This window comes from Marinomonas pontica, assembly GCF_036322735.1.
GTDB classification, from domain to species: Bacteria; Pseudomonadota; Gammaproteobacteria; order Pseudomonadales; family Marinomonadaceae; genus Marinomonas; species Marinomonas pontica.
Genome location: NZ_AP027271.1, coordinates 265,200 through 286,682, shown reverse-complemented (window position 1 = coordinate 286,682; position 21,483 = coordinate 265,200). Strand labels below are relative to the sequence as shown.

Below are 21,483 nucleotides of genomic sequence, written 5' to 3'. Positions count from 1 at the left end.
TCGATGACTGTACCTAAACAGGAAGACTTCCTAAACAAGGGTGTTCTTAAGCTCAACAATGTCATCGATGTTGAAAAGGTGGCTGATGTGCAAGCCCATTTTTGGCAGGAGGTTGACCGCAAGTTTGGCATTCAACTCGACGAGCCCAGTACATGGTTTTCCAATGCAAACAACCCTGTCGGAGACGCCCGTGCCAAACGGTTGAACGGCATGGGGTCGATAATGCGAGAGCTCAAAGCCTCGGGGAAATTAGACGATGTCGAGCGTGCGATCCAATCGGTTATCGATCAGGTATTTGTGGCTAATGCATGGCGTCCGTTAGATCTTTGGTATTCTTTGTTGAGTTTTCCTGGCTCAGAAGCGGTCTGGAATGTACCTCATAAGTCTTGGCACAGCGATGAGCCTTGTGTGGTTGGTGACGCTGAACCATGGAGCGTATTTGTCTTTGTGTTTCTAGATACTGTCACTGTAGACATGGGGCCAACAACCGTCATTTCTGGGTCTCATCGACGCGCGGAGCGTCTTGCAAAAACACTCGGGACATCCAATAACGAAGCATTAATAAACGCCTTTGAATCGGTGAACAGCGGATTGTTTGAGAATCCGAACGACGTAATCCTATTGCCTATGGATCAGGTGTTAGATCCCCTTGTTCAAGAAGACCCTTGGTTCCAAGCGCTGGTTAAAGAAGGCTCTCCTGATCAACGAATCCAACGATTCCTAGAAGAAGGCAATACGCTGCATGGCATCGAACAGAAAGCCATCCCATTGACCGGCGCAGCGGGCGACATCATCGTCATGGATCCACGCTGCCTTCACACCTTTTCTGCGAATGTGTCTAATCTTCCGAGACAAGTATTACGACTCGATTTTAGACGCCAATTATAATCTACCCTCCAAGGCTTTCATGACCACTATGACACGCAACGACAAACAGACAGATCAAACCGATGAGACGCTAGAGGCCGCAAGAAACGCGTTTGAAATCAGCGTATCTAACTTCTCTTCGGATCACACAGAAGTCGTTGAAAATATGCAAAAAGTAGTTGAAATATTACTGGCCAAAAAACAATTCGCCGAGGCGTTAAAAGAAATCGAGCAGTTAAAGACGCTGGCGACTTCGAACAAAAAGATCAAAATCGCCATGCTGGAAATGAAAGGACGCATTAAGCAGGTGGGCGCTAGATCCGGTTTTCGGTCTAGAGCCACCAAAAAATACGCAACGAAAAAACCTAAGAACGCTTAATCAAAGCGGAAACTAGAGGCTGTCCAGCCGCCAAAAAGCCCTTTATCGTGGTAGACGCACGTCGCTTTGCCTTTTTCAGCGGCACCAAGGGCAACCATGAGAGGAATCAAATGATCTTCTCGTGGATGACAAAGGCGGGCATAAGGGGCCTTGTCCCATTCCACTATGCTTGCACTGCGCTCAGCGGGCTCAGATTCTAATAAGGTTTCTTGCAACCACGCATCAAATTCCGTAGAGGGTTTGATGGCTTGTGGACCTCGTAACCCAAGGTTATGAAAACTCAATCCACTGCCGACAATTAAGACGCCTTCTTCACGTAAAGGCGCTAAAGCGCGACCTAACGCCATGTGTTCTTCTGGGTTTAGGTTCGATTTTAACGACAACTGAACCAATGGCATGTCAGCGTCAGGGTACATCACGGCCATAGGCGCAAACGCACCGTGGTCGAAGCCTTTTTTGTCATCCAGATCCACAGGAAATCCAGCACCTTTGATGAGTTCAGCGACGCGAGCCGCAACCTCTGGTGAACCCGGCGCTTGGTATTTGATCTCATAAGTATGCGCAGGAAAACCGTAATAGTCATATTCCATACCCGGTGCTGGATTGGACTGGACACCAAAGGTTTTGCGCTCCCAGTGACCAGAAATCATCAAAATGGCTTTGGGTTTCTCAGGCAATTCTTGTGTCATTCTGACCAAAGAGGCTTCAAGGTTTGCAAACATGGCGCGCATGTCTGTTATGTACGGCCAAGGGCCACCGCCATGGGAAATAAAATACGTGGGTAACATCATCATTCACCTCTAAAACTAGAATAATCCGCTATTTAGCAAGACGCTAAATACGCTTTATTTAATGCGATCAGTCTAGGTTGGTGACTTGGCTTGATCAATACGCATCCAGTTAACCCATCATTTCATTTTAATTAATAATTAAATCTGAAGTTTCATTTTTGTTTCTTTTAAATTAAAGAAATACCTATCATGACATCGCATTCAAATTTTAGTCTTGCGAAGAAACTTGCTGATTCAGCGGATAATCCGCAAAGCCCACCGCTAACACATCCAATGTCACGTTTTGAAAACGTTCCAGTAATAACGCTTCGGCTTCCATCAAGACATCGCTAATGGCTTGGTTTACCGCAATTTCAATAGGGCACGAGGTGTGTTCATCTGACAACCCAATGGTAAACACCGAGCTTTCGCCCAACGCATTATGAATATCCAACAGGGTGATCTCAGACAGAGGGGTCGATAATGTCCAACCGCCGCCGTGGCCTTTCACGGAGGTGACGTAACCCTTCTCTCGTAAACCCGCCATGGTTCGACGCACCACAACAGGGTTGGTATTGAGCATAGTGGCGATTTTATCGGAGGTGGCGGGCGCATCCAGCTGATCCATGTGAATCAACACGTGCAACATGCGGGACAAACGGCTGTCTTTTCTCATCAGTAATCTCATGGCGAATAACGATTGACGCATTCTAACTCAGTTTCTCACGAAACATTAAAAGTATCGTGAGTTGACTTTGGTATTTCATGTAACTTATGATGTTTCATATAAATCACCCACTTTCAAATGAAGGACTTATTCATGCCATTAGACGTTATTATCATTGGTGGAAGTTTTGCAGGATTATCAGCTGCGATGCAGTTGGCAAGAGGCCAAAGGCACGTCACCGTTATCGATGCTGGCGAGCCCAGAAACCGTTTCTCAGATGAATCCCATGGATTCTTTGGCCTAGACGGCGTCTCGCCTTTTGCCATTCAGCAAGAAGCCTACCGCCAATTACTTAACTACCCGACCGCCACCATAGTGCAAGGCAAAGCGACGACCGTCGAAAAACAGGCGCAAGGGTTCGATGTTACTCTGGAAGACGGCACACTTCTGAGCAGCAAAAAACTCATTCTCGCCACTGGGCTACGAGACGAAATTCCAGATATCCCCGGCCTGAAAGAGCGTTGGGGAGCGACGGTCATCCATTGCCCTTATTGCCACGGCTATGAAGTTCGCAACCAGCCACTTGGCGTTATCGCCACCAGCCCATTGTCCATTCATCAAGCTGGGATGATTCCCGATTGGGGGCCAACGACTTACTTTACCCAAGGCGAATTTGAGCCAGATGAAGAGCAACGAGCGTTTCTACTAAAACGCGGCGTTACCATTGAAAGCACGCCCGTGTTGGAAGTACTAGGGAGAGCGCCGGAGATGACATCAGTTTACCTTGCGGATGGTCGTACGGTACGCATTGCGGCGCTCTTTGTGGGGCCAAAAACACACATGTCGAGCCCCTTTGCCGAACAGCTAGGCTGCGAGTTTGAAGAAGGCCCAATGGGATTGGTCATCAAAACCGATGCGATGAAACACACCAGCGTCGACGGCGTATTTGCCGCTGGCGACGTGTCGAACCCAATGCAAAATGCCACGCTCGCCTCCGCGTCTGGCGTCATGGCCGGAGTGGGTGCGCATTTTTCGTTAATGCACGATTAGCCCTCTAAATCGAGTGAGGTGATCACACTGTTCACCTCACTTGCTTATTTCCAGCTAACGATTTTTCAAATGAAAACTTACTGTAATTAATGGCGTATTTTCTACACCCTTTGGTGTTCATTTGAGTGTTTCATTGCTGAGATACCGTCACATAAGTAAAGCTTACGTCATGATTGGGCAGAGGCGGTTCACGTCTATTTTTTTGCGCATTGTTGGCGGGGTTTTCAATCATAAAATTCCGCGTAATCTAACTAGCGAACAACACAACACTCTGTTCATTAGGAGAAAACAACATGATTACTTCTTTTAAAAAACGCACTTTATTCAGCGGCGCATTAATTGCTTCATCACTTGCCACTATGGCCTATGCAGAAACACCCAAACAAGGCATTACTTTTACACCCAGCATTGGCTACTACAACACAGATGGAAATCGACAAGCGGGCAACGACACCTCCTATTCCATTGGTGTCGGTTACCAAACCAACAGCCCTCTGGCATTGGAAGCGGTGTACTTACATTCAGACGCCAGCCGCAATGGCCGAGACAACGATTTAGATCAATATCGTGTGGACGGGCTCTACAGCCTACCTGCCTTCGACACCGTGAATTTAACACCTTACCTCGCGGCAGGTGTGGGCATAACGGATGTGGATGGAGACTCCAATAACTTACTGGTAAACGCCGGTGGTGGTGTGAAATACGCTATTAACAGCGACGTGGATCTTAGAGCAGACTTCCGTCTGGTGAAAGACATCGAAGACAACCATCTGGACAACGTAACGTCCATTGGTGTGCAGTACAGCTTTGGCATGCCGAATCAACAAACGACCAATTAATCGCACATGACATAATCGAATCATTCTCCCACATGGATGTGGTATTTTTTTGAACCGTCGATACAGACCAAAACGCCCAATGGTGACATTGAGCGTTTTGAGTTTTATCGATCAGGTTAAAAACTCACGGACACCCTGTGCGGCCAATCGGCCCGTCGCAAAACACGCCGTTAATAAATAGCCGCCCGTTGGCGCTTCCCAATCCAGCATCTCACCAGCACAAAACACACCGGGCATGGCTTTCAACATGAGTTTCTCATCGACACTGTTTTCACACACACCGCCCGCACTCGAGATCACTTCTTCAATGGGCTTGGTTTTGTAAAAACTTGCCGGCACGGCTTTTAAGCATCTCGCCAAAGTGTCAGGTGTCTGAAAGGCGTCTTTTGGAAATGCCTCGTACAGCAGCGCCGCTTTCACGCCGCTGATGCCCAAGGTGCGCTTCAAATACTTACTAAAGGATTCTTTTGGTTTCGTGTTACGCAGCTTTTGAATGACTTGCGCTTCACTTTGCAGAGGTAGGAAATCCATCAATAACGACGACCGACCGGACGCATTGATGCCGTCACGCAAATATTTAGAAAACGCATAAATCAGGCTGCCTTCCATGCCATCGCGGGTGACAATGCATTCGCCCTTTTTCGTCACGACACGTCCGTCTTCTAACGCAAAAGAAAACGCCACGTCTTTAAGAGGGCTGCCCGCAAACTTGGATTGTAAGTGCTCACTCCACTCGCTGTAAAAACCGCAATTGGCGCTTTGCAGAGGAGCGACATCAATGCCCTTTTCCGTCAACACCGGAAGCCAAGCACCGTCAGAACCCAACTTCGGCCAGCTCGCACCGCCCATTGCCAACACAATCGCATCCGCTTTTGCCGTCACGCTTTCACCAGCGTGATCAAAAACAACATCATTGACCGACAACGCGACCATTTTGTGGCGCATATGAAACTGCACACCCGCATCGCGTAAGCGTTTTAACCAGTTACGCAGTAATGGCGCGGCTTTCATGTCTTTGGGAAAAACGCGGCCAGAGGTACCAACAAAGGTTTCAATGCCTAACGCATGGATCCAATCGCATAAATCATCGGCATTGAAGTGACGAATCGACGTGTCCAGCCAATCGGCTTTGTCGTAGTAACGCTGAATGAATTCGGGGTACGCTTCGGAATGAGTGATGTTCATGCCACCCACACCCGCTAATAAAAACTTGCGGCACGCGCTGGGCTTAGCATCGTATACATGGACTTGATGACCTGCGGCACAAATCCCTTCTGCTGCCATCAGACCCGCTGGGCCCGCGCCAACAACAATGACTGTTTTTTGCGTTTGCACCGCATTTTGCATACTGACCCATACCCACTATAAAAAAACACGCATGATAAAGAATTTTCCCCCAAGCCCCAATGGCTAATCCACAAAGTTTAGGGTAATCGTTAGGACTTAGGTCGACTCTGCACTCCTGCGGTCAATGCCAAACGCATCGCTTCTTCCACGCCAATGTCCAGCTCTGTCAATCTATCGCGGGAAATATACAAGGTCATGCCGCCAATTTGATAACTCAATGGCACATAGACCCCCACCAGATCTTGGTCTGCAAACAATTGCTGTCCGGTTTTCTCACCAGTGATAAAGCCAATCACCTGCGCGCCATTCCATTCAATGGACACCACGCTTTTCATTTCCTTTTTTTCCGCCAAATTAAAGACCATCATCATGTCTTTAATCGCACCATAAATGGACTTCACTAACGGAATACGTTCGAAAATGTTATGGCTTAATTTCACCAAGTAGCGAATACCGTACAGGTTCACCAAAAAACCGGTTAACACCAACATGCCTAAGCTGGCGATCAAGCCTAAGCCGGGGAAATACAAGGCATCAGGAATCAGCAATAACAAGACCGGCTGAGCAATCGCCTCGCCCGTCGCCAACAACCAATAAATCAAATACACCGTTAACCCAATGGGCAAAACAGCCACTAACCCTTTTAATAACAAGGTAATCAATTTGTTCATTTTCATAAGGATCCTATTAAATTTTGTACAGCATACCGCAAGGTCTGTGCCACTCCTATGACTCTGACAAGAGTTGACGAAAAGATTGCCGAAACACTGTCAGCCTTATACCCTTTTGCACAATAACGACTTTATTGAGGTCTCTTACGGAGCAATAACATGAACTATAAACGCCTAGAAACCTTCGTCAGGGTTGCCTCGTTAGGCAATTTCCGTAAGGCCGCCGAACGACTGCACACCACACAACCCGCTATTTCAGCACGCATTTCAGGATTAGAAGAGGAGCTGGGCGTTAAATTGTTTGAGCGTGAAGGAGGCTCCAGTCCGATCACTCTGACGTCAAAAGGCAAAGAATTGCTGCCGTACATAGAGAAAATTCTCTATCAGACAGAGCAACTGAAAAAACGCGCCAATATTTCCAACGCTTACACAGGCGTACTGCGTTTGGGGGTGTCTGAAACCATTGTTAATACTTGGTTGCCCGATTTTCTCTCTCGTTTACACAATGACATGCCCAACCTAGACGTCGAAATGACAGTGGACATCACCTCAAACTTAACCACTGGAATTAAAGACAGATCCCTAGATTTAGGATTGCTCATGGGCCCCATTTCCGAACCCAACATTGTGAACCGAGCGTTGTGTACGTTTTCGCTGTCTTGGGTCGCCAGCCCCACATTAGAGCTACCTGATCGCTTGCTGTATTTAGAGGAATTGGCCAAATGGCCCATTATTACCTACGCCCGTGCCACCAAGCCTTATGTGGAAATAAACCAAAAATTCCGTGAACTGGATGGCGCACCTGCGCACTTCTTCGCCTCTACCTCGTTGGCCGCCTGCCGAAGTTTAGCCATTGATGCGGTCGGTATTTCTACCTTGCCGAACATTATGATTGCCAAAGAACTGGAAGCGGGCAGTCTGCAAAAAATTCGTGCGGTTTGGACACCCAGCGACCTGACCTTCACAGCGTCCTATTCCGATGAACCCTTCAACCCCATTGCAGAAATCGCCACCAACATCGCCGTGCTGGCCGCCGAAGAATACAATCAATAAGAAGAGACCGCGTCACAATGTCCAAACAATGAGAATGATAATGAAAACCATCTTGATTTGATCAACAAAAGACGGCAGCATCGTTGCATCTCAACTTTGTTGGTTAAAAAGGAAGTGTTAATGGATCATCAAATACAAGCGGTTTTAGAGCAATACCACCAGCGCATTCAGCAAGAGCGACAAGCCCCAAGAATAGAACCAAAAGGCGGCCGAGATGGCGGTCACGATCAGCGCATGAGAGCCGTAGGCCCAGACACTGGCCAATTACTCAACCTGCTGGTTAAAAGCTTAAAAGCCCCCAATATCTTGGAAATCGGTACCTCGTTTGGCTATTCTGGCATTTGGCTTGCTGAAGCAGCCAAAGCAACGGGCGGTCGTGTGACCACACTTGAAATGCATCAATACAAAAGCGATTACGCCAAACAAAAAGCCACCGAGGCGGGGCTAGCAGACTATATCGACTTTCAGATTGGTGACGCGGTTGAACTTATTCAGCAATATGAGGGCAAATTCGACTTTATTTTATTGGATTTGTGGAAGGACATGTACGTTCCCTGCTTGGACGTCTTTTATCCAAAACTGAACCCTGGCGCCATCGTTGTCGCCGACAACATGATCCGGCCGGGCAATCAGGAAGTCAAAGATTACGGCCTTGCAGTAAGAGCAAAAGCCCACATGAGCGGAGTACTTCTGCCGGTCGGAACCGGTTTGGAAATCAGCCGCTATGAGCCCTCACCACATTATAATGCGCCTTAATACGCCACGATCGGTTCAACGCGTTTCGCCAATGCAAGTAGCGCCTTGTCCATGCCATTTGCGGCGGTGAGCATCAGCCCCATTGGCTCGTTTTCAAATCGAAACGGCAAGGAAATACTGCAACCGTTCAATACGTTGGCCAGCGATGTATTACGCAAGCACAACAAGTTAAGACGATCGTATTCCGCGTCCTCTTCTAAATCAGACAGTTTGGGCGCGACGACCGCCACGGTTGGCAATAGGAAAACCGTATTCGGCTCTTCTTTTGCCATTCGTTCAATAAAAGCCGCTCGCGCCACGAGCGTTTGCTGGAAGTCTTCGGCATGAAGGTTTTTGGCACGTGCGATACGTGACGCCACTCGCGGGTCAATGTCTGCGTTTTCTAGATCGTAATCTTGACCATAAAACGCCTGACATTCAAACGCCGAAAACTGCCAAACAGGCAAGGTTTTATAGGTTTCTAGCGCATCAATAAAACGCCGCTCAATCGCCATGCCTGCGGCTTCAAGCTGAGATAATTTCTCGGCAAAACCTTTCTCAACGGGCGCATCCAAATCATTCATACCAAAGTTACTGGGTACCACTAGTTTTAGCGGAGAAGAGTCTGCGCTTCTGGAGAAATCCGCTGGCGTTGTTGTTGCAGACAATACCTGCCACAACAACTCGCACTCCTCTACTGTTTTGGCCATTGGACCGACCGAATCAAGTGAATCGGACAAGGGCAAACAGCCTTCTCTTGATACCGAGTGTTGTGAGGGCTTAAACCCCGTTAAGCCACAAAACGCCGCTGGAATGCGCAATGATCCACCCGTGTCAGTACCCAGCGCGGCATCCGCCACACCCAACGCCACCGATGCTGCGCCACCACTGGTTGAACCACCGGTAATGCGACCGGCCTGTATCGGGTTGTCAGGCGTGCCATAATGCGGATTCAAACCCAGCCCCGAATACGCCAGCTCGGTCATATTGGTGTGCCCCACGAAGCTCGCACCTGCTTTTCGTAACTGAGAGACCGCGACCGCGTCTTGCTCGGCGGGCGTATTATCTAAAAAAATCGATCCTGCTTGCGTCTTATAGCCTTGCACTTGAAACAAGTCCTTGATCGAAATAATCGACCCATTTAAAACGCCCTGTTGTGGCTCGACATAATCAAAAAGCTCAGTAAAAACGGACTGACCTTTTGTCTCAATAATGCCCAAGGAGCGCTTCCACTCAGCGATCAAATCTCGGCCTTGCCAAGCAACATTCGATGGTTTTGATTGCGTCATACATTCGCCTAGTGTTGATCATACATTGCGTCAAAAAGTACCGTTGTTGATCCGTTTCGTCAAAGGGAGAATAATCAGACGACAGCGCCTTGATAAAAAAAATTGATCAAATTACCCAAAAAATCACGATTAGACTTTACGACCAAGCTAGATCTACTCTTAGACAATCCAATTGTGGCAAGAATAAGGAAAACATCCATGAACCCCACTCCGTCTCCGTTATTGCAACAAACCTATGATTTACGCCAAGCGATCCGCAGCAAAGCGCACACTGGGCCTACCAGCGGTTTGGTACAAGGCGCGATGCAAGGCAACGTGGTGATTTTACCGGCGGATTGGGCGAGCGAGTTTTTGCTTTACTGCCAAAAGAATCCAGTGTCTTGCCCTTTGATAGGCGTCTCTGAAGTGGGCGATTTCAACATGCCGGAACTGGGTCATGATATTGATATGCGCCACGACATTCCCGAATACTATGTGTATCGCAATGGCGAGAAAGTCGAAAGCCGCGCGGACATTGAAGACCTATGGCAAGACGACATGGTGGCTTTTGTCTTGGGTTGTTCTTTTTCGTTTGAACATGCGTTGTCACAAGCAGGGCTAACCCCGAGAAACATAGAAGAAGACGTTAATGTGTCTATGTTTGAAACCAACATTGCGACGGTGCCTGCGGGGCGTTTTTTCGGTAATACCGTGGTGACCATGCGTCCTTATGTTCCAAAAGATGCCATTCGTGCCATTCAAATTACCACTCGTTTTCCCAAAGCGCACGGCGCTCCACTACACTTTGGTTCACCACAAGACATTGGCATTACGGATTTAGGCAAACCAGAGTATGGTGATGCTGTCAGTATCAAAGACGGTGAAGTCCCTGTTTTTTGGGCATGTGGCGTAACACCGCAGGTGGCGATTCGTAATGCAAAACCGCCTATTTGTATTACTCATGCACCGGGAAAAATGCTGGTGACGGATATTTTAGACATGGATCTGGCGGTGCTTTAGCCCATCATTTTTGAATGAGACAAAAGCACCTAGGTAGGCAAAATAATAAGAAATAACAGGCAACACACTACAACAACATCAAAACAGGAACGGAACAATGATGACATTAAATCGTGCTCTACTCATTGGTGGCGTCGCTATCAGTGGTCTTACTTCGACGGCGAGTTTTGCTGAAAAATGGCACATGCCAACACCTTACGGTGACGGTAACCTGCCCACTCAAATCGCTTATACTTTCGCGCAAGAAATCAAAGAAAACACCAAAGGGGAATTGGACATTACCGTTCACTCTGGTGGCTCTTTGGTGAAACACACTGAGATTCCTCGTTCGGTAAAAACCGGCCAAGTGCAAATGGGCGAAGTTTTCTTGGGGATTCTTGGCAACGAAAACCCCGTGTATAAGCACGATAATATTCCCTTCTTAGCGACGTCTTTTGAAGACGCGAAAAAGCTGTGGGAAGCGGCGAAGCCAGCGGTCTCCAAACAATTGGATAAAGACGGTATGATGCTGCTTTATGCAGTAGCGTGGCCAGCGCAGAGCCTTTACAGCAAAGATCCAGTGAACAGTTTGGCCGACCTAAAAGGACAAAAGATGCGCGCTTACAGCCCATCAACGTCCCGCCTTGCGGATCTAATGGGAACCACCCCAACCACGATTCAAGTACCAGACATCCCACAAGCCTTCAGTACGGGCATCATTCAAGCCATGATCACCTCGCCATCCACCGGTGTGGATAGCCAAGCGTGGGATTATGTAAACAACTACACCGACGTAAAAGCGTGGATTCCTAAAAACATCATTGTGGTGAATAAACGCGCTTTTCGTCGTTTAGATAAAGCCACTCAACAAGTGATTTTGGACGCTGCAAAACACGCTGAAGCCGCAGGCTGGACAAAAGTAGCCGCACGCGCTGCGAAAGACAAAGCCACCTTAATTGAAAACGGCATGGTGGTTTCAGAGCCGTCTCCTCAACTGTTGAAAGAACTGCAAGCCATAGGCAAAACCATGACAGAAGAGTGGAAAGCAGAAGCGCCAAAAGAAGTCGGCGAGATCCTAACGCGTTACCAGAACTAATTAGCGATATAAATCCCCCACCTAACTGAAATAGTAAATACACCTCCCTCCTGCGAAGGGGGGGGCTGGGTGGGGATCAAAGAAAGACGAACCACCCCTCCCTAACCCTTGACGATAAGGGGAGGGATTAGTCAATACGCCTCAAAAAGTGAACACTATGAGCCAATTAAAAGAAAAACTTTACCTCTGCTCTGGCCTGTTATCCGGTTTGTGCATCGTGGTTATTACGTTGCTTTTGTTAGCGCAGATCGTTGGTCGCTTATGCGGCTTTATTGTCCCCTCTGCGGAAGACTTTGCCGGTTACGCGTTAGCAGCATCCACCTTTCTTGGATTGGCTTACACCTTTCGTGAAGGCGGTCATATTCGTGTCACCTTACTGATTGAGCGCTTTTCTCCGCTGCCCAGAAAAATCCAAGAAGGCACTATTTTAGTCTTATCATTCTGCCTTTTATGTTACCTATCTTACGCATGCTCTTACATGGTGTACGAATCTTACATTTATGATGAAGTCTCTTACGGCTACATTCCCGTGCCGTTGTGGATACCGCAAACCACGGTTGCCATTGGCGTTGTTGCCCTCAATTTGGCCATTTTAGACGCTTTGATCATGGTGTTACGTGGCAAACAACCAACCTATAGCGAACAAGAAGACAGTTTGTCTTTGGAGGAAATCTAATGGATATGATGTGGATTTCTATCCTGCTGGCGTTTGCCATGCTCGCGCTTTTGTCGCTTGGCGTTTGGGTGTCTTTTACCTTAATCGCCATTGGTGGCTTGGGGTTAATTCTGTCTGAAAACTACCAAGTTGATCTCCTTTTCGCGACGTCCAGCTGGGGGGCGAGTACCGCGTGGTCGCTGACCGCATTGCCCTTGTTCATTTGGATGGGCGAAGTGCTGTTTCGTACGCGCTTATCAGAAGATTTGTTCAAAGGTTTGTCACCTTGGTTAGGCGGTGTTCCGGGTAAATTACTGCACGTTAATATTCTTAGCTGCGGCATTTTTGCGGCGGTGTCTGGCTCTTCTGCGGCAACCGCGGCGACCATTGGTCGCATGACCTTGCCAGAGCTGCGCAAACAAGGCTACAGCGACCGTATGGCCATTGGCACCTTGGCCGGTTCTGGAACATTAGGCCTGTTGATTCCACCTTCCATCATTTTGATTGTGTATGGTGTGGCGGCGGAAGTGTCCATCGCCCGCTTATTTATCGCGGGTGCGTTGCCGGGATTGCTCTTGGTCTGTCTGTTTATGGGCTTTACCATGATCTGGGGTTACCTTCACAAAGACGAGTTACCCAACACCACCGGACACGAAATCAGCTGGTCAGCACGCATTAAAGGCTTGCGAAAGCTGCTGCCTGTTGTTGGCTTAATCGGTTTTGTTTTGGGTTCTATTTACGGTGGTATCACGACACCCACAGAGGCTGCAGCCATTGGGGTAACGGGCGCGCTCATTCTAGCCGCTTGCACGGGATCGTTAAGCCGTCACAGTTTCATGGACAGTTTATTAGGCGCGGTAAAAAGCTCCTGTATGATTGGCTTCATCTTGGTTGGCGCACACTTTCTTACGCTGGCGATGGGCTTTTTGGGCATCCCCAAAGCCTTGGCTTTATGGATTTCTGGCATGTCGCTATCGCCAATGGAATTGATCCTTTACCTTACGGTGTTGTTCGTGGTGCTAGGCTGTTTCTTGGATGGAATTTCTGTGGTAGTGCTCACAGTCGCGGTGATTCTGCCTATGGTGCAAGCCGCGAACATTGACTTGCTATGGTTTGGTATTTTCATTGTGTTGGTGGTGGAAATGTCGCAAATCACTCCGCCGGTTGGCTTTAACCTCTTTGTGATCCAATCACTAACGGGGAAAAATATTTTGTATGTCGCCAAAGCCGCTCTACCTTTCTTCTTATTGATTGGCGTGGCGATTTTACTGATCAGTGTGTTTCCAGAAATCGTTACCTATTTGCCAACCACCATGTCTCAAAAGTAACGGTCTAGACAGTCAACAAGCACAAGGAATAAAAGATGAAATTAAATTGTGATATGGGCGAAGCGTTCGGCGCGTGGAAAATGGGCTTAGACGATAAAATCATGCCCTTTGTCGATCAAGCCAACATCGCCTGCGGCTTCCATGCTTCTGACCCATTGACCATGGCGAAAACCGTTGCCTTGGCGAAACAGCATAATGTCACCATTGGCGCGCACCCCGCTTACCCTGATTTGGTTGGTTTTGGCCGTCGTAATATGGACATCGCGCCAACGGAACTAAAAGCAATTATTCAATACCAAATAGGGGCACTAAAGGGCATTTGCGAAAGCCAAAATACCCAAGTGGATTACGTTAAACCACATGGCGCGCTATACAACACCATGATGGCGGATTTCACTGTATTGAACACCGTCATGCAAGCCGTCAGCGAACTAGACGCGACCTTACCATTGATGGTGATGGCCGTGCCAGAAGCGCCGGAAATCAAGGCGATGGCCAAAAAATATGGGCTGAGTGTTTGGTTTGAAGCCTTTTCAGACCGTTTATACACAGACGAAGGTCGACTCACGCCCCGTAAAGAACCCAATGCGGTTCACGCCAGTTTTGACTTAATCGAAAAACAAGTCGAGCAACTGTGCGAGTCGGGCACCTTAACCACTGCATCTGGCAAACAGCTTGCGATCCATGCGGATACCATTTGCGTGCATGGCGATGGCGCACATGCGCTGGATGCGGTCACTCGTATTCGCTCGTTGGTTGATAGCCTAACGCGGTCTCAGACAACGAAAACAGACGTGAAATAAATCATGAGTCGTGACGATTTTCCAAGCATAGACATGGTCAGCAATCAGGCCTGCTTACTGACCTTTAGTCAGGTGATTAGCGAAGCCACGTCTAATTACATCGCCCAAGTGACACAGGAACTGGTGACATTGGCAGGCATTGTCGATTTGGTGCCTTCCTACACCACGCTGTTGGTGGTGTTTGATGACGATCATTATGACCGCTTTGCGATTTTCAAAACCATTCGCCAGACCATAGAAGCCATTGACCCCACTAAGTTTTCGCTCAAAGATCAGCGCGAAGTGGTGATTCCCGTGTATTACGGCAAAGAGGTCGGGCCAGATATCGAAGACGTGGCCAAGCACTGCAATCTAAGCGTTGATGAGGTGATCAAACGGCACTGCGAAACAACGTATCGCGCCTATGCGATTGGCTTTACGCCGGGGTTTGCCTTCTTAGGCAATACACCCGATGAGCTTCACGTGCCAAGAAAAACCACCCCCCGCTTAAAAGTCCCCATTGGCAGTGTGGCGTTGGCCGAAAATCAGACCGCCGTTTACCCCAGTATCACCCCTGGAGGTTGGCAAATTATTGGCCGCACTCCCGTCAATTTGATCGATTGGGGCAGTAAAAACCTCGCGTTGATCGCCATGGGGGATTCGGTGCGATTTGAGCCTATCTCTCGGGATGAATTCTTAGTGCAAGGAGGTCAGCTCGATGGCTTTTAAGGTAATCAAACCCGGTTTGTTGGCGCTGATTCAAGACTTGGGCCGCCATGGCCATCAATCCATTGGCCTAACCACGGGCGGCCCCATGGACGAAGTCGCTTTTCGTTGGGGCAATGCATTACTGGATAATCACGACAACAGCCCTCAAATCGAAATCACCTTTGGCATGTTGACTTTGGAGGCACAAGCCGACACCAGCGTTGCGATCACTGGCGCGGATCTTGGCGCTACGCTAAACGATAGAAGCATCACGCCTTGGCAAACTTACGCCATTAAAAAGGGCGATATTTTGGCCTTCCACCAGCCAGTTTGGGGCTTGCGCGCTTATCTCGCGGTGAAAGGCGGTTTTCTCTGTGAGCCAACCCTCGGCAGTGTGGCGACGGTAATGCGGGAAAAAATTGGCGGTTTAACAGGCAAAGGCGACAAATTGCAAAAAGGCGATCGTTTGATATACCAAGCCGGCACAGAACACCAACAACGATCTGTACCACGCTTAGCCATTCCAGATTACAGCCAAACAGAAATTCCGGTGATTTTGGGCTATCAATACCAGTCTTTCTCCGTATTGGAACGGGCAAACTTTTTCTCTAGCGATTACAAGGTGTCGTCAAATTCAGACCGCATGGGTTATCGCTTGGAAGGTCAAGAAGTCCACAGCAACTTAAAAGGCATTATCTCCGAGGGCATTGCTTATGGGGCGATTCAGATCCCGAAAGATGGCCAGCCTATTGTCCTGCTGCAAGACCGACAAACCATTGGCGGTTATCCAAAAATGGGCTGTGTAACCCGCGTTGGCGGCAGCATTTTAGCGCAACAGAAACCGGGCGATATTATTCAATTTACGCCCATCACGGTCGATCAGGCCGAGCAAGAACGCCATTTGCAAATGGCGCGACTCGCCCAGTGGCGCTAGTTGTGGAGATTACGCCCTAATCAAAACCATCGTTAATTGATTAGGGCTTGCGCTCAAAAAATGCACAACCGTAACAAATCGCGACACATTCCACACAATTTCTTCCTTAATTTTTCAACCAAAAGCTCTACAATGATCTCATCTGATCGGTCTTTTTGATCTAGATCCGTTTTTTGAACCATTGCGTACATAAGCTATCTAATCAAAATACCGCACGATGGAGAAAAATAAAGCTATGGTCGTATCACGGCGCCGCATCGTTTCACTCATGATCACACTCAGTTGCTTGTGCATTACAAGCAACGGTTTTGCTGCGCAAATGATAAAGCTGGGGATGAGCGGTGCGTTTTCTGGTGACAATGCGTCCATGGGAGAAGATTTTAGTGCGGGTGCAAAAGCCGCGTTTGCACGGTTTCACGATGACACTGGCCGCACGATTCAGCTGCTCACAATGGACGATGCGTACGAACCTAGACGAGTCGCACCCAATGTCAGAACCCTAATCGAAGAAGATTTGGTGAACGTGTTGTTTGGCAACATTGGCACCCCCACCGTCACGGTCAGCGCGCCCATTGCACTGGAAGACAAAACACTGCTGTTCGCACCAGTAACCGGCTCTTCGGTTATCCGCCCTACCACGCCAGATCGGTATTTAATCAATTATCGCGCCAGCTATGAGGAAGAACTGACGGCCGTATTCGATACATTAGCCGCCGAATTTTCTTTGTCTCAAGATGACATTGCTCTTTTTAATCAACAGGATATGTTTGGCAGCGCAAGTCGCCAGCACCTCAACAAACTTATCAATAAACACAACATAGACCCAAAAAACGGCCTTTTCCAAATGGAATACTCACGCAACACCTTAGCGGTCGAAAGTGCCGTAGCGGACTTACTTATCCATCATCCGACCCCTAAAGTCGTGTTTATGGTTGGCAGTGCTGGGCCGAGCGCCAAGTTCATTCGGTTGGCCAGAGAATATGGTTTAGATCCTTTATTCGTCGGTATTTCCTTTATGGGCAGTCGACGCTTTGAACAGCTCTTGCAGGATATACCCGCCAGAGTTTTGGTGACTCAAGTTGTGCCTTTCTTCAACGACACAAGCCTTCCTCTTGTGGCCGATTTTCATCGCGACATGGCGCAATATTCACCTCAAGCGGAATTGAACTCACTCAGTTTGGAAGGCTACATCGCCGCAAGAATCTTTATTAAACCACTACCTGATGTCTTACCTACCGATCGTGAAAAAATTATTGACGGCTTAGAATCTCTAGGACAATTTGATCTCGGCATTGGTGTTCCGCTTACGCTTTCTCCCGATGAGCATCAAGCCAGTCACTCCGTCTGGTTAACTGAGCTAAAAGACGGTAAATTAAAACCAGTTCCTTTTAGCAAAGTACCTGAACTGTATAGTAATAATGCCAGCCTCTTAGAATAGGTAATCCTACGGAATGAATGTGTCGAGCAAACTACCCAAATCCAACATCCAATCCTTAGTCTGGCTGCTTACGTTTTTGGCGATGGCAATGACCATCGCCTTCACTATCATGCTCTCCACCGCATTAAACGACCTCAAAACAACCTACACAGACGCCAGAGCCTCGCAAGATGAATTATTGTTTGCGTCCTCGGAGCTCCGGGAGTTATTACCCGCCCATCAATATCGCTTACGCCAAGTATTAAAAGAAGACTATGCCGCCGTTTACCCACCAGCAGAACAAATAGACAGAATTGATAAAGCCATAGAAACACTCGAAAAAGCCGGCAAAAACGACCTAGAATTTAGCATTTTATCCGCCTCGCTAAACGCAGGACTCAATCAAATATTACAGCTCACCGTAGACATTCAAGTATGGAGCCGCCAACGAAATACCTTCCAGCAAAATTACCCCAGCCAAAAACACAAAGACGACACCTTACATACCTTGCAACAGATGCGAGACTTACTCGATACCGTAGAAGGAAAAATTCGCCTCAAAGAAGCCGTGATTCTGCATCGTTACAACAACAGTACAGGCAGCCAAAAGACCAACCTAGCGATTGAGTTCAGTGAAATGGGCAACGACCCACTGAATTACCAAATGCACCAAGTGATTCAGAACCTGTCGGATTTAAGAGTGTTTATTAATTTCATGCTAACGGAAGCCGTCAAAGACAACCTAAAGGATTTTAAAGACAATGGCGTCAAACCCATACTAGAACGCTTAAATCGCCTGCCTTCGCTGATGGAAAAAAACTACGAAAAAGAAGCCAAAAGCATGGCCATCTTGACCGAAAAACTGGCTCACAATCTGTTCGGACAAAAATATTACATTAATCAACAGCGCGGTGTCATAGTGCCCTCTGGTTTAGGCCTGTACCAAATGCGCTTTGACCAATTACAGCTTGAAAACGACCGAGGACAATTAGACCAACGTTTTTACAACGCCTTTCAAGACTTACCCAAAATGCTCGACTCCATCGGTGAACAAGTTCAACATCAGTCTCAAAAAACCAACCAGGAAGTAGAAAACCGACTCAACGATTTTGCTCAAAAAATGACATCAACCGCCATGATTGGCGTCATTGTCTTACTGGCACTTTCGGTGCTTGTATCCCGACGAGTGAAAAAGCAATTGGCGGATTTGATTGACAGTGAAAATCGCTTCCGCTCTATGTTCGAACTGTCTCCAGACCCTGTTTGGATTTTGAGTGGACACCGCATTGTCGAGTGCAACAGAGCCGCAGTCGAACAATTGGGGTTCACTCACGAACGTCAAATCAAACAAAAAACCATGGACGAGCTCAGTCCAATGAATCAGGCCGATGGCAGTCGGTCTTCCAATTCACTCGAAACCGTCATCAAACGGGTAGAAGATCGAGGTTACCATCGCTTCGAATGGCTTTTCACTGACGCGACAGAACAGCCACTCATCGCCGAAATCACCATGGCGAGCATTATGATCGCCAACCACCCAGCGACCTTGTGTACTTGGCATAATATTCAACAACGAAAACTGGCGGAGAACGCTCTAATTGCACACCGTGAACAGCTTGAAGTCGAAGTAAAAAACCGCACAAAAGAGCTCGAAATTGCGAAAAACACCGCCGAACACGCCAACAAGGCCAAAAGCGATTTCCTTGCCAATATGAGCCACGAAATTCGCACTCCAATGAACGCCATCATTGGCATGTCGCATCTGGCACTGCTCACAGAGTTAGACAACAAACAGCGCAATTACATCGAAAAAGTCAGCCATTCTGCTGAGTCTTTACTGGGAATTATTAACGACATTCTCGACTTTTCTAAAATTGAAGCCGGCATGTTAGAAATAGAGCGTATTCACTTTAGCCTGAATGATGTGTTTAGCGATGTCGCCAATATTTTGGCTCTGAAAGCGGAGGAAAAATCCCTCGAACTTTTATTCGATATTTCACCCAATGTACCGTCGCACTTAACTGGCGATCCAATGCGACTCCGTCAAATATTGCTGAACCTAGGCAACAACGCCATTAAATTTACACAGCAAGGTGAAATCGTCATTTCAACGCATGTTTTCAAACAAAAAGACAATATGGTTGAGCTGCACTTCAGCGTGAGAGACACAGGCATGGGCATCAGCCCAGAACAAAAAGCCAGACTTTTCCAATCCTTTTCTCAGGCGGATTCATCGACGACTCGCAAGTTTGGAGGAACGGGGCTGGGACTTGCCATTTCGAAAAAAATCACCGATCTAATGCAAGGGCATATCTGGGCAGAAAGTGTGGTCAACAAAGGCAGCACCTTCCATTTCACCGTCCCTTTTGAAGTCAGCCAGATGCCAGCACAAAAGCTGCCCAGTCTGCCGCTGTCCCATCGCGTGCTGATTGTCGACGACAATGATTCGGCTCGCGATATATTGCATCATATTATTGAAAACTTTGGGCTGCGCGCCACCGCGGTTCACAGCGGTCAGGACGCACTGGAAACTATCGCCGCCAATAAAGCGACAGACCCATTTACCTTGGTGTTGGTGGATTGGCAAATGCCCGATATGGATGGCATCGAAACCTGTCGTATTCTGCATGAACAACATGCGTCCGACGACGATTTCCCAACCCTCTTGATGGTCACCGCCTACAGTTTGGAAGAAGCCAAACGCGCCAGTAAAAATGTCAACATTGCCGGTTTCCTAACCAAACCAGTGACGCCCTCTTCATTGTTTGACGCGGTCATACAAGCGTCTCATACAGAGAAAGCACTCCCCATAAAGCAGACCTTCAAGACCCAAGTTGACGCCACTTCCTTGATTGGCGCACATGTATTACTGGTGGAAGACAACCCTCTTAACTTAGAGCTCGCGCAAGAACTGCTGCTCAGTCATGGCCTGACCGTTGACACGGCGAGCAATGGCCAAGAAGCGCTCGATCAGCTCGAAAAGAACACCTACGATGGCATTTTGATGGATTGCCAAATGCCGGTTATGGACGGCTATACCGCCACCAGACTCATCCGTCAAAACCCCACATACAAAGACTTACCCATCATTTCGATGACCGCCAACGCGCTTGCTGGCGACAAAGAGAAAGTCATTGAAAGTGGCATGAATGATCACATCTCCAAGCCGATCCAAGTCAACGCCATGTTTGATACCTTAAAAAAATGGATCACGCCAAGACAAGCCAAACTTCAAACGGCGCCAGCGGTCACGACCAACACCAATCATCGTGCCCTCACTCCTGCAGCACAACAGGACTTAGAACAGCTTGTCGGCATTGACCTCGCCATTGGCCTGGCGATTACTCAGCATGACATCGATTTTTTCTGGCGTTTACTGTTCCGTTTTTACGATTCTCAATCGGTCTTCATCTCGCAATTTAGTGAAAAATTTCAGCAAGAAGACAAAGAAGACGCCCTACGCATGCTGCACACATTAAAAGGCAACGCGGGAAATATCGGCATGATCGACCTAATGCACTGCGCGGCAGAACTAGAAGCGGCGTGTGAGCAATCAGAGACACATTTTGCCGATGCGCTTGCTAGACTAGAAAAAGAATTGCAGCGAGTGCTTCCACCTATTCTGGCTCAAAAGGCAAAACGCGCCAATTTAGGGTCAAACACACCGACTGCAACAAAAAAACGACAAAAAACGTCACCCGAACACTATCAAAGTTTATTAAATGCGCTGTACGATCTTTTAATGGACGACAAACTGGACGCAGATCTTGTGGCAGCCGAGTTAGAAATCATCACGGAAGAGTCGGAAAAAAGCGACATTATTCATAGTATTCGTCAGTCTATTACACGCTATGATTTTGAAGCGGCGTTAGAAAAATTAGAACAACTAATGCCAACGCAAGAGTAAACACACGACTT

20 protein-coding genes are annotated in these 21,483 nt (G+C 47.9%); 15 read left to right on the top strand and 5 right to left on the bottom strand.

Annotated features, from left to right (window positions below; all coding sequences use genetic code 11):
- Positions 1 to 3: 3 nt before the first annotated feature.
- Both AABA11_RS01300 and AABA11_RS01295 read left to right on the top strand, forming a co-directional pair.
- Positions 4 to 888 carry a phytanoyl-CoA dioxygenase family protein gene (locus tag AABA11_RS01300; protein ID WP_265730255.1) on the top strand — a complete coding sequence of 295 codons (885 nt, stop codon included), beginning with the start codon at positions 4 to 6 and terminating at the stop codon, positions 886 to 888.
- A 19-nt stretch (positions 889 to 907) separates the two neighbouring features.
- Positions 908 to 1,246: a hypothetical protein gene (locus AABA11_RS01295; protein ID WP_265730256.1), complete on the top strand. Its 339-nt coding sequence runs from the start codon at positions 908 to 910 to the stop codon at positions 1,244 to 1,246.
- Here the strand turns inward: AABA11_RS01295 and AABA11_RS01290 are convergent.
- Positions 1,243 to 2,040, bottom strand: a complete 798-nt coding sequence (locus AABA11_RS01290; RefSeq protein WP_265730257.1) for a DODA-type extradiol aromatic ring-opening family dioxygenase — start codon at positions 2,038 to 2,040, stop codon at positions 1,243 to 1,245. The two genes, AABA11_RS01295 and AABA11_RS01290, sit on opposite strands and share 4 nt — an antisense overlap.
- Before the next feature lie 205 nt (positions 2,041 to 2,245).
- Complete coding sequence (locus AABA11_RS01285; protein ID WP_265730258.1) at positions 2,246 to 2,725, bottom strand: Rrf2 family transcriptional regulator; 480 nt, start codon at positions 2,723 to 2,725, stop codon at positions 2,246 to 2,248.
- A 111-nt stretch (positions 2,726 to 2,836) separates the two neighbouring features.
- On the opposite strand from AABA11_RS01285, the gene AABA11_RS01280 reads away from it, so the two are divergent.
- Positions 2,837 to 3,733 carry an NAD(P)/FAD-dependent oxidoreductase gene (locus AABA11_RS01280; RefSeq protein ID WP_265730259.1) on the top strand — a complete coding sequence of 299 codons (897 nt, stop codon included), beginning with the start codon at positions 2,837 to 2,839 and terminating at the stop codon, positions 3,731 to 3,733.
- Between the two features lie 293 nt (positions 3,734 to 4,026).
- Positions 4,027 to 4,572: a porin family protein gene (locus AABA11_RS01275; RefSeq protein WP_265730260.1), complete on the top strand. Its 546-nt coding sequence runs from the start codon at positions 4,027 to 4,029 to the stop codon at positions 4,570 to 4,572.
- Between the two features lie 111 nt (positions 4,573 to 4,683).
- On the opposite strand, the gene AABA11_RS01270 is transcribed toward AABA11_RS01275, so the two are convergent.
- Together AABA11_RS01270 and AABA11_RS01265 are read right to left on the bottom strand one after the other, a co-directional pair.
- Positions 4,684 to 5,919, bottom strand: coding sequence for a TIGR03862 family flavoprotein (locus tag AABA11_RS01270; protein WP_265730261.1), 1,236 nt, complete (start codon positions 5,917 to 5,919; stop codon positions 4,684 to 4,686).
- 89 nt (positions 5,920 to 6,008) lie between these two features.
- A complete protein-coding gene (locus AABA11_RS01265) occupies positions 6,009 to 6,596 on the bottom strand; it encodes a DUF502 domain-containing protein (RefSeq protein ID WP_265730262.1) in 588 nt (195 codons plus the stop codon).
- A 153-nt stretch (positions 6,597 to 6,749) separates the two neighbouring features.
- Here AABA11_RS01265 and AABA11_RS01260 point away from each other — a divergent pair, with 153 nt between their 5' ends.
- A complete protein-coding gene (locus AABA11_RS01260; protein WP_338264740.1) occupies positions 6,750 to 7,643 on the top strand; it encodes a LysR family transcriptional regulator in 894 nt (297 codons plus the stop codon).
- Positions 7,644 to 7,763: 120 nt separating this feature from the next.
- A complete protein-coding gene (locus tag AABA11_RS01255; protein ID WP_338264739.1) occupies positions 7,764 to 8,399 on the top strand; it encodes an O-methyltransferase in 636 nt (211 codons plus the stop codon).
- On the opposite strand, the gene AABA11_RS01250 is transcribed toward AABA11_RS01255, so the two are convergent.
- Entirely contained in the window at positions 8,396 to 9,667 is a 1,272-nt protein-coding gene (locus AABA11_RS01250) for an amidase family protein (RefSeq protein WP_338264738.1), read from the bottom strand. The two genes, AABA11_RS01255 and AABA11_RS01250, sit on opposite strands and share 4 nt — an antisense overlap.
- Before the next feature lie 198 nt (positions 9,668 to 9,865).
- On the opposite strand from AABA11_RS01250, the gene AABA11_RS01245 reads away from it, so the two are divergent.
- The 9 genes from AABA11_RS01245 (at position 9,866) to AABA11_RS01205 (ending at position 21,472) form a co-directional block, all read left to right on the top strand.
- Entirely contained in the window at positions 9,866 to 10,666 is an 801-nt protein-coding gene (locus AABA11_RS01245; RefSeq protein WP_338264736.1) for a putative hydro-lyase, read from the top strand.
- Between the two features lie 97 nt (positions 10,667 to 10,763).
- A complete protein-coding gene (locus tag AABA11_RS01240) occupies positions 10,764 to 11,741 on the top strand; it encodes a TRAP transporter substrate-binding protein (protein WP_338264734.1) in 978 nt (325 codons plus the stop codon).
- A 157-nt stretch (positions 11,742 to 11,898) separates the two neighbouring features.
- Positions 11,899 to 12,417 (top strand): TRAP transporter small permease, encoded by a 519-nt coding sequence (locus AABA11_RS01235; protein WP_265730270.1) that lies wholly within the window; start codon positions 11,899 to 11,901, stop codon positions 12,415 to 12,417.
- Entirely contained in the window at positions 12,417 to 13,724 is a 1,308-nt protein-coding gene (locus AABA11_RS01230) for a TRAP transporter large permease (protein WP_338264732.1), read from the top strand. The genes AABA11_RS01235 and AABA11_RS01230 overlap by 1 nt, the downstream gene beginning before the upstream one ends.
- Before the next feature lie 35 nt (positions 13,725 to 13,759).
- Positions 13,760 to 14,527, top strand: coding sequence for a 5-oxoprolinase subunit PxpA (locus AABA11_RS01225; protein WP_265730271.1), 768 nt, complete (start codon positions 13,760 to 13,762; stop codon positions 14,525 to 14,527).
- Between the two features lie 3 nt (positions 14,528 to 14,530).
- Entirely contained in the window at positions 14,531 to 15,235 is a 705-nt protein-coding gene (gene pxpB / locus AABA11_RS01220; RefSeq protein WP_265730272.1) for a 5-oxoprolinase subunit PxpB, read from the top strand.
- Positions 15,225 to 16,148, top strand: coding sequence for a 5-oxoprolinase subunit C family protein (locus AABA11_RS01215; RefSeq protein ID WP_265730273.1), 924 nt, complete (start codon positions 15,225 to 15,227; stop codon positions 16,146 to 16,148). The genes pxpB and AABA11_RS01215 overlap by 11 nt, the downstream gene beginning before the upstream one ends.
- Before the next feature lie 235 nt (positions 16,149 to 16,383).
- Positions 16,384 to 17,586: an ABC transporter substrate-binding protein gene (locus AABA11_RS01210; protein WP_265730274.1), complete on the top strand. Its 1,203-nt coding sequence runs from the start codon at positions 16,384 to 16,386 to the stop codon at positions 17,584 to 17,586.
- A 19-nt stretch (positions 17,587 to 17,605) separates the two neighbouring features.
- The gene (locus AABA11_RS01205; protein ID WP_265730275.1) at positions 17,606 to 21,472 is read left to right on the top strand and encodes a response regulator; all 3,867 of its coding nucleotides are present in this window, start codon (positions 17,606 to 17,608) and stop codon (positions 21,470 to 21,472) included.
- Positions 21,473 to 21,483 lie beyond the last annotated feature (11 nt).

Excerpts from the sequence above, each read along its gene's own strand:
- AABA11_RS01300 (WP_265730255.1), top strand. The coding sequence starts at position 4 with ATGACTGTACCTAAACAGGAAGACTTCCTAAACAAGGGTGTTCTTAAG.
- AABA11_RS01295 (WP_265730256.1), top strand. The coding sequence starts at position 908 with ATGACCACTATGACACGCAACGACAAACAGACAGATCAAACCGATGAG.
- AABA11_RS01290 (WP_265730257.1), bottom strand. The coding sequence starts at position 2,040 with ATGATGATGTTACCCACGTATTTTATTTCCCATGGCGGTGGCCCTTGG.
- AABA11_RS01285 (WP_265730258.1), bottom strand. The coding sequence starts at position 2,725 with ATGCGTCAATCGTTATTCGCCATGAGATTACTGATGAGAAAAGACAGC.
- AABA11_RS01280 (WP_265730259.1), top strand. The coding sequence starts at position 2,837 with ATGCCATTAGACGTTATTATCATTGGTGGAAGTTTTGCAGGATTATCA.
- AABA11_RS01275 (WP_265730260.1), top strand. The coding sequence starts at position 4,027 with ATGATTACTTCTTTTAAAAAACGCACTTTATTCAGCGGCGCATTAATT.
- AABA11_RS01270 (WP_265730261.1), bottom strand. The coding sequence starts at position 5,919 with ATGCAAAATGCGGTGCAAACGCAAAAAACAGTCATTGTTGTTGGCGCG.
- AABA11_RS01265 (WP_265730262.1), bottom strand. The coding sequence starts at position 6,596 with ATGAAAATGAACAAATTGATTACCTTGTTATTAAAAGGGTTAGTGGCT.
- AABA11_RS01260 (WP_338264740.1), top strand. The coding sequence starts at position 6,750 with ATGAACTATAAACGCCTAGAAACCTTCGTCAGGGTTGCCTCGTTAGGC.
- AABA11_RS01255 (WP_338264739.1), top strand. The coding sequence starts at position 7,764 with ATGGATCATCAAATACAAGCGGTTTTAGAGCAATACCACCAGCGCATT.
- AABA11_RS01250 (WP_338264738.1), bottom strand. The coding sequence starts at position 9,667 with ATGACGCAATCAAAACCATCGAATGTTGCTTGGCAAGGCCGAGATTTG.
- AABA11_RS01245 (WP_338264736.1), top strand. The coding sequence starts at position 9,866 with ATGAACCCCACTCCGTCTCCGTTATTGCAACAAACCTATGATTTACGC.
- AABA11_RS01240 (WP_338264734.1), top strand. The coding sequence starts at position 10,764 with ATGATGACATTAAATCGTGCTCTACTCATTGGTGGCGTCGCTATCAGT.
- AABA11_RS01235 (WP_265730270.1), top strand. The coding sequence starts at position 11,899 with ATGAGCCAATTAAAAGAAAAACTTTACCTCTGCTCTGGCCTGTTATCC.
- AABA11_RS01230 (WP_338264732.1), top strand. The coding sequence starts at position 12,417 with ATGGATATGATGTGGATTTCTATCCTGCTGGCGTTTGCCATGCTCGCG.
- AABA11_RS01225 (WP_265730271.1), top strand. The coding sequence starts at position 13,760 with ATGAAATTAAATTGTGATATGGGCGAAGCGTTCGGCGCGTGGAAAATG.
- pxpB (WP_265730272.1), top strand. The coding sequence starts at position 14,531 with ATGAGTCGTGACGATTTTCCAAGCATAGACATGGTCAGCAATCAGGCC.
- AABA11_RS01215 (WP_265730273.1), top strand. The coding sequence starts at position 15,225 with ATGGCTTTTAAGGTAATCAAACCCGGTTTGTTGGCGCTGATTCAAGAC.
- AABA11_RS01210 (WP_265730274.1), top strand. The coding sequence starts at position 16,384 with ATGGTCGTATCACGGCGCCGCATCGTTTCACTCATGATCACACTCAGT.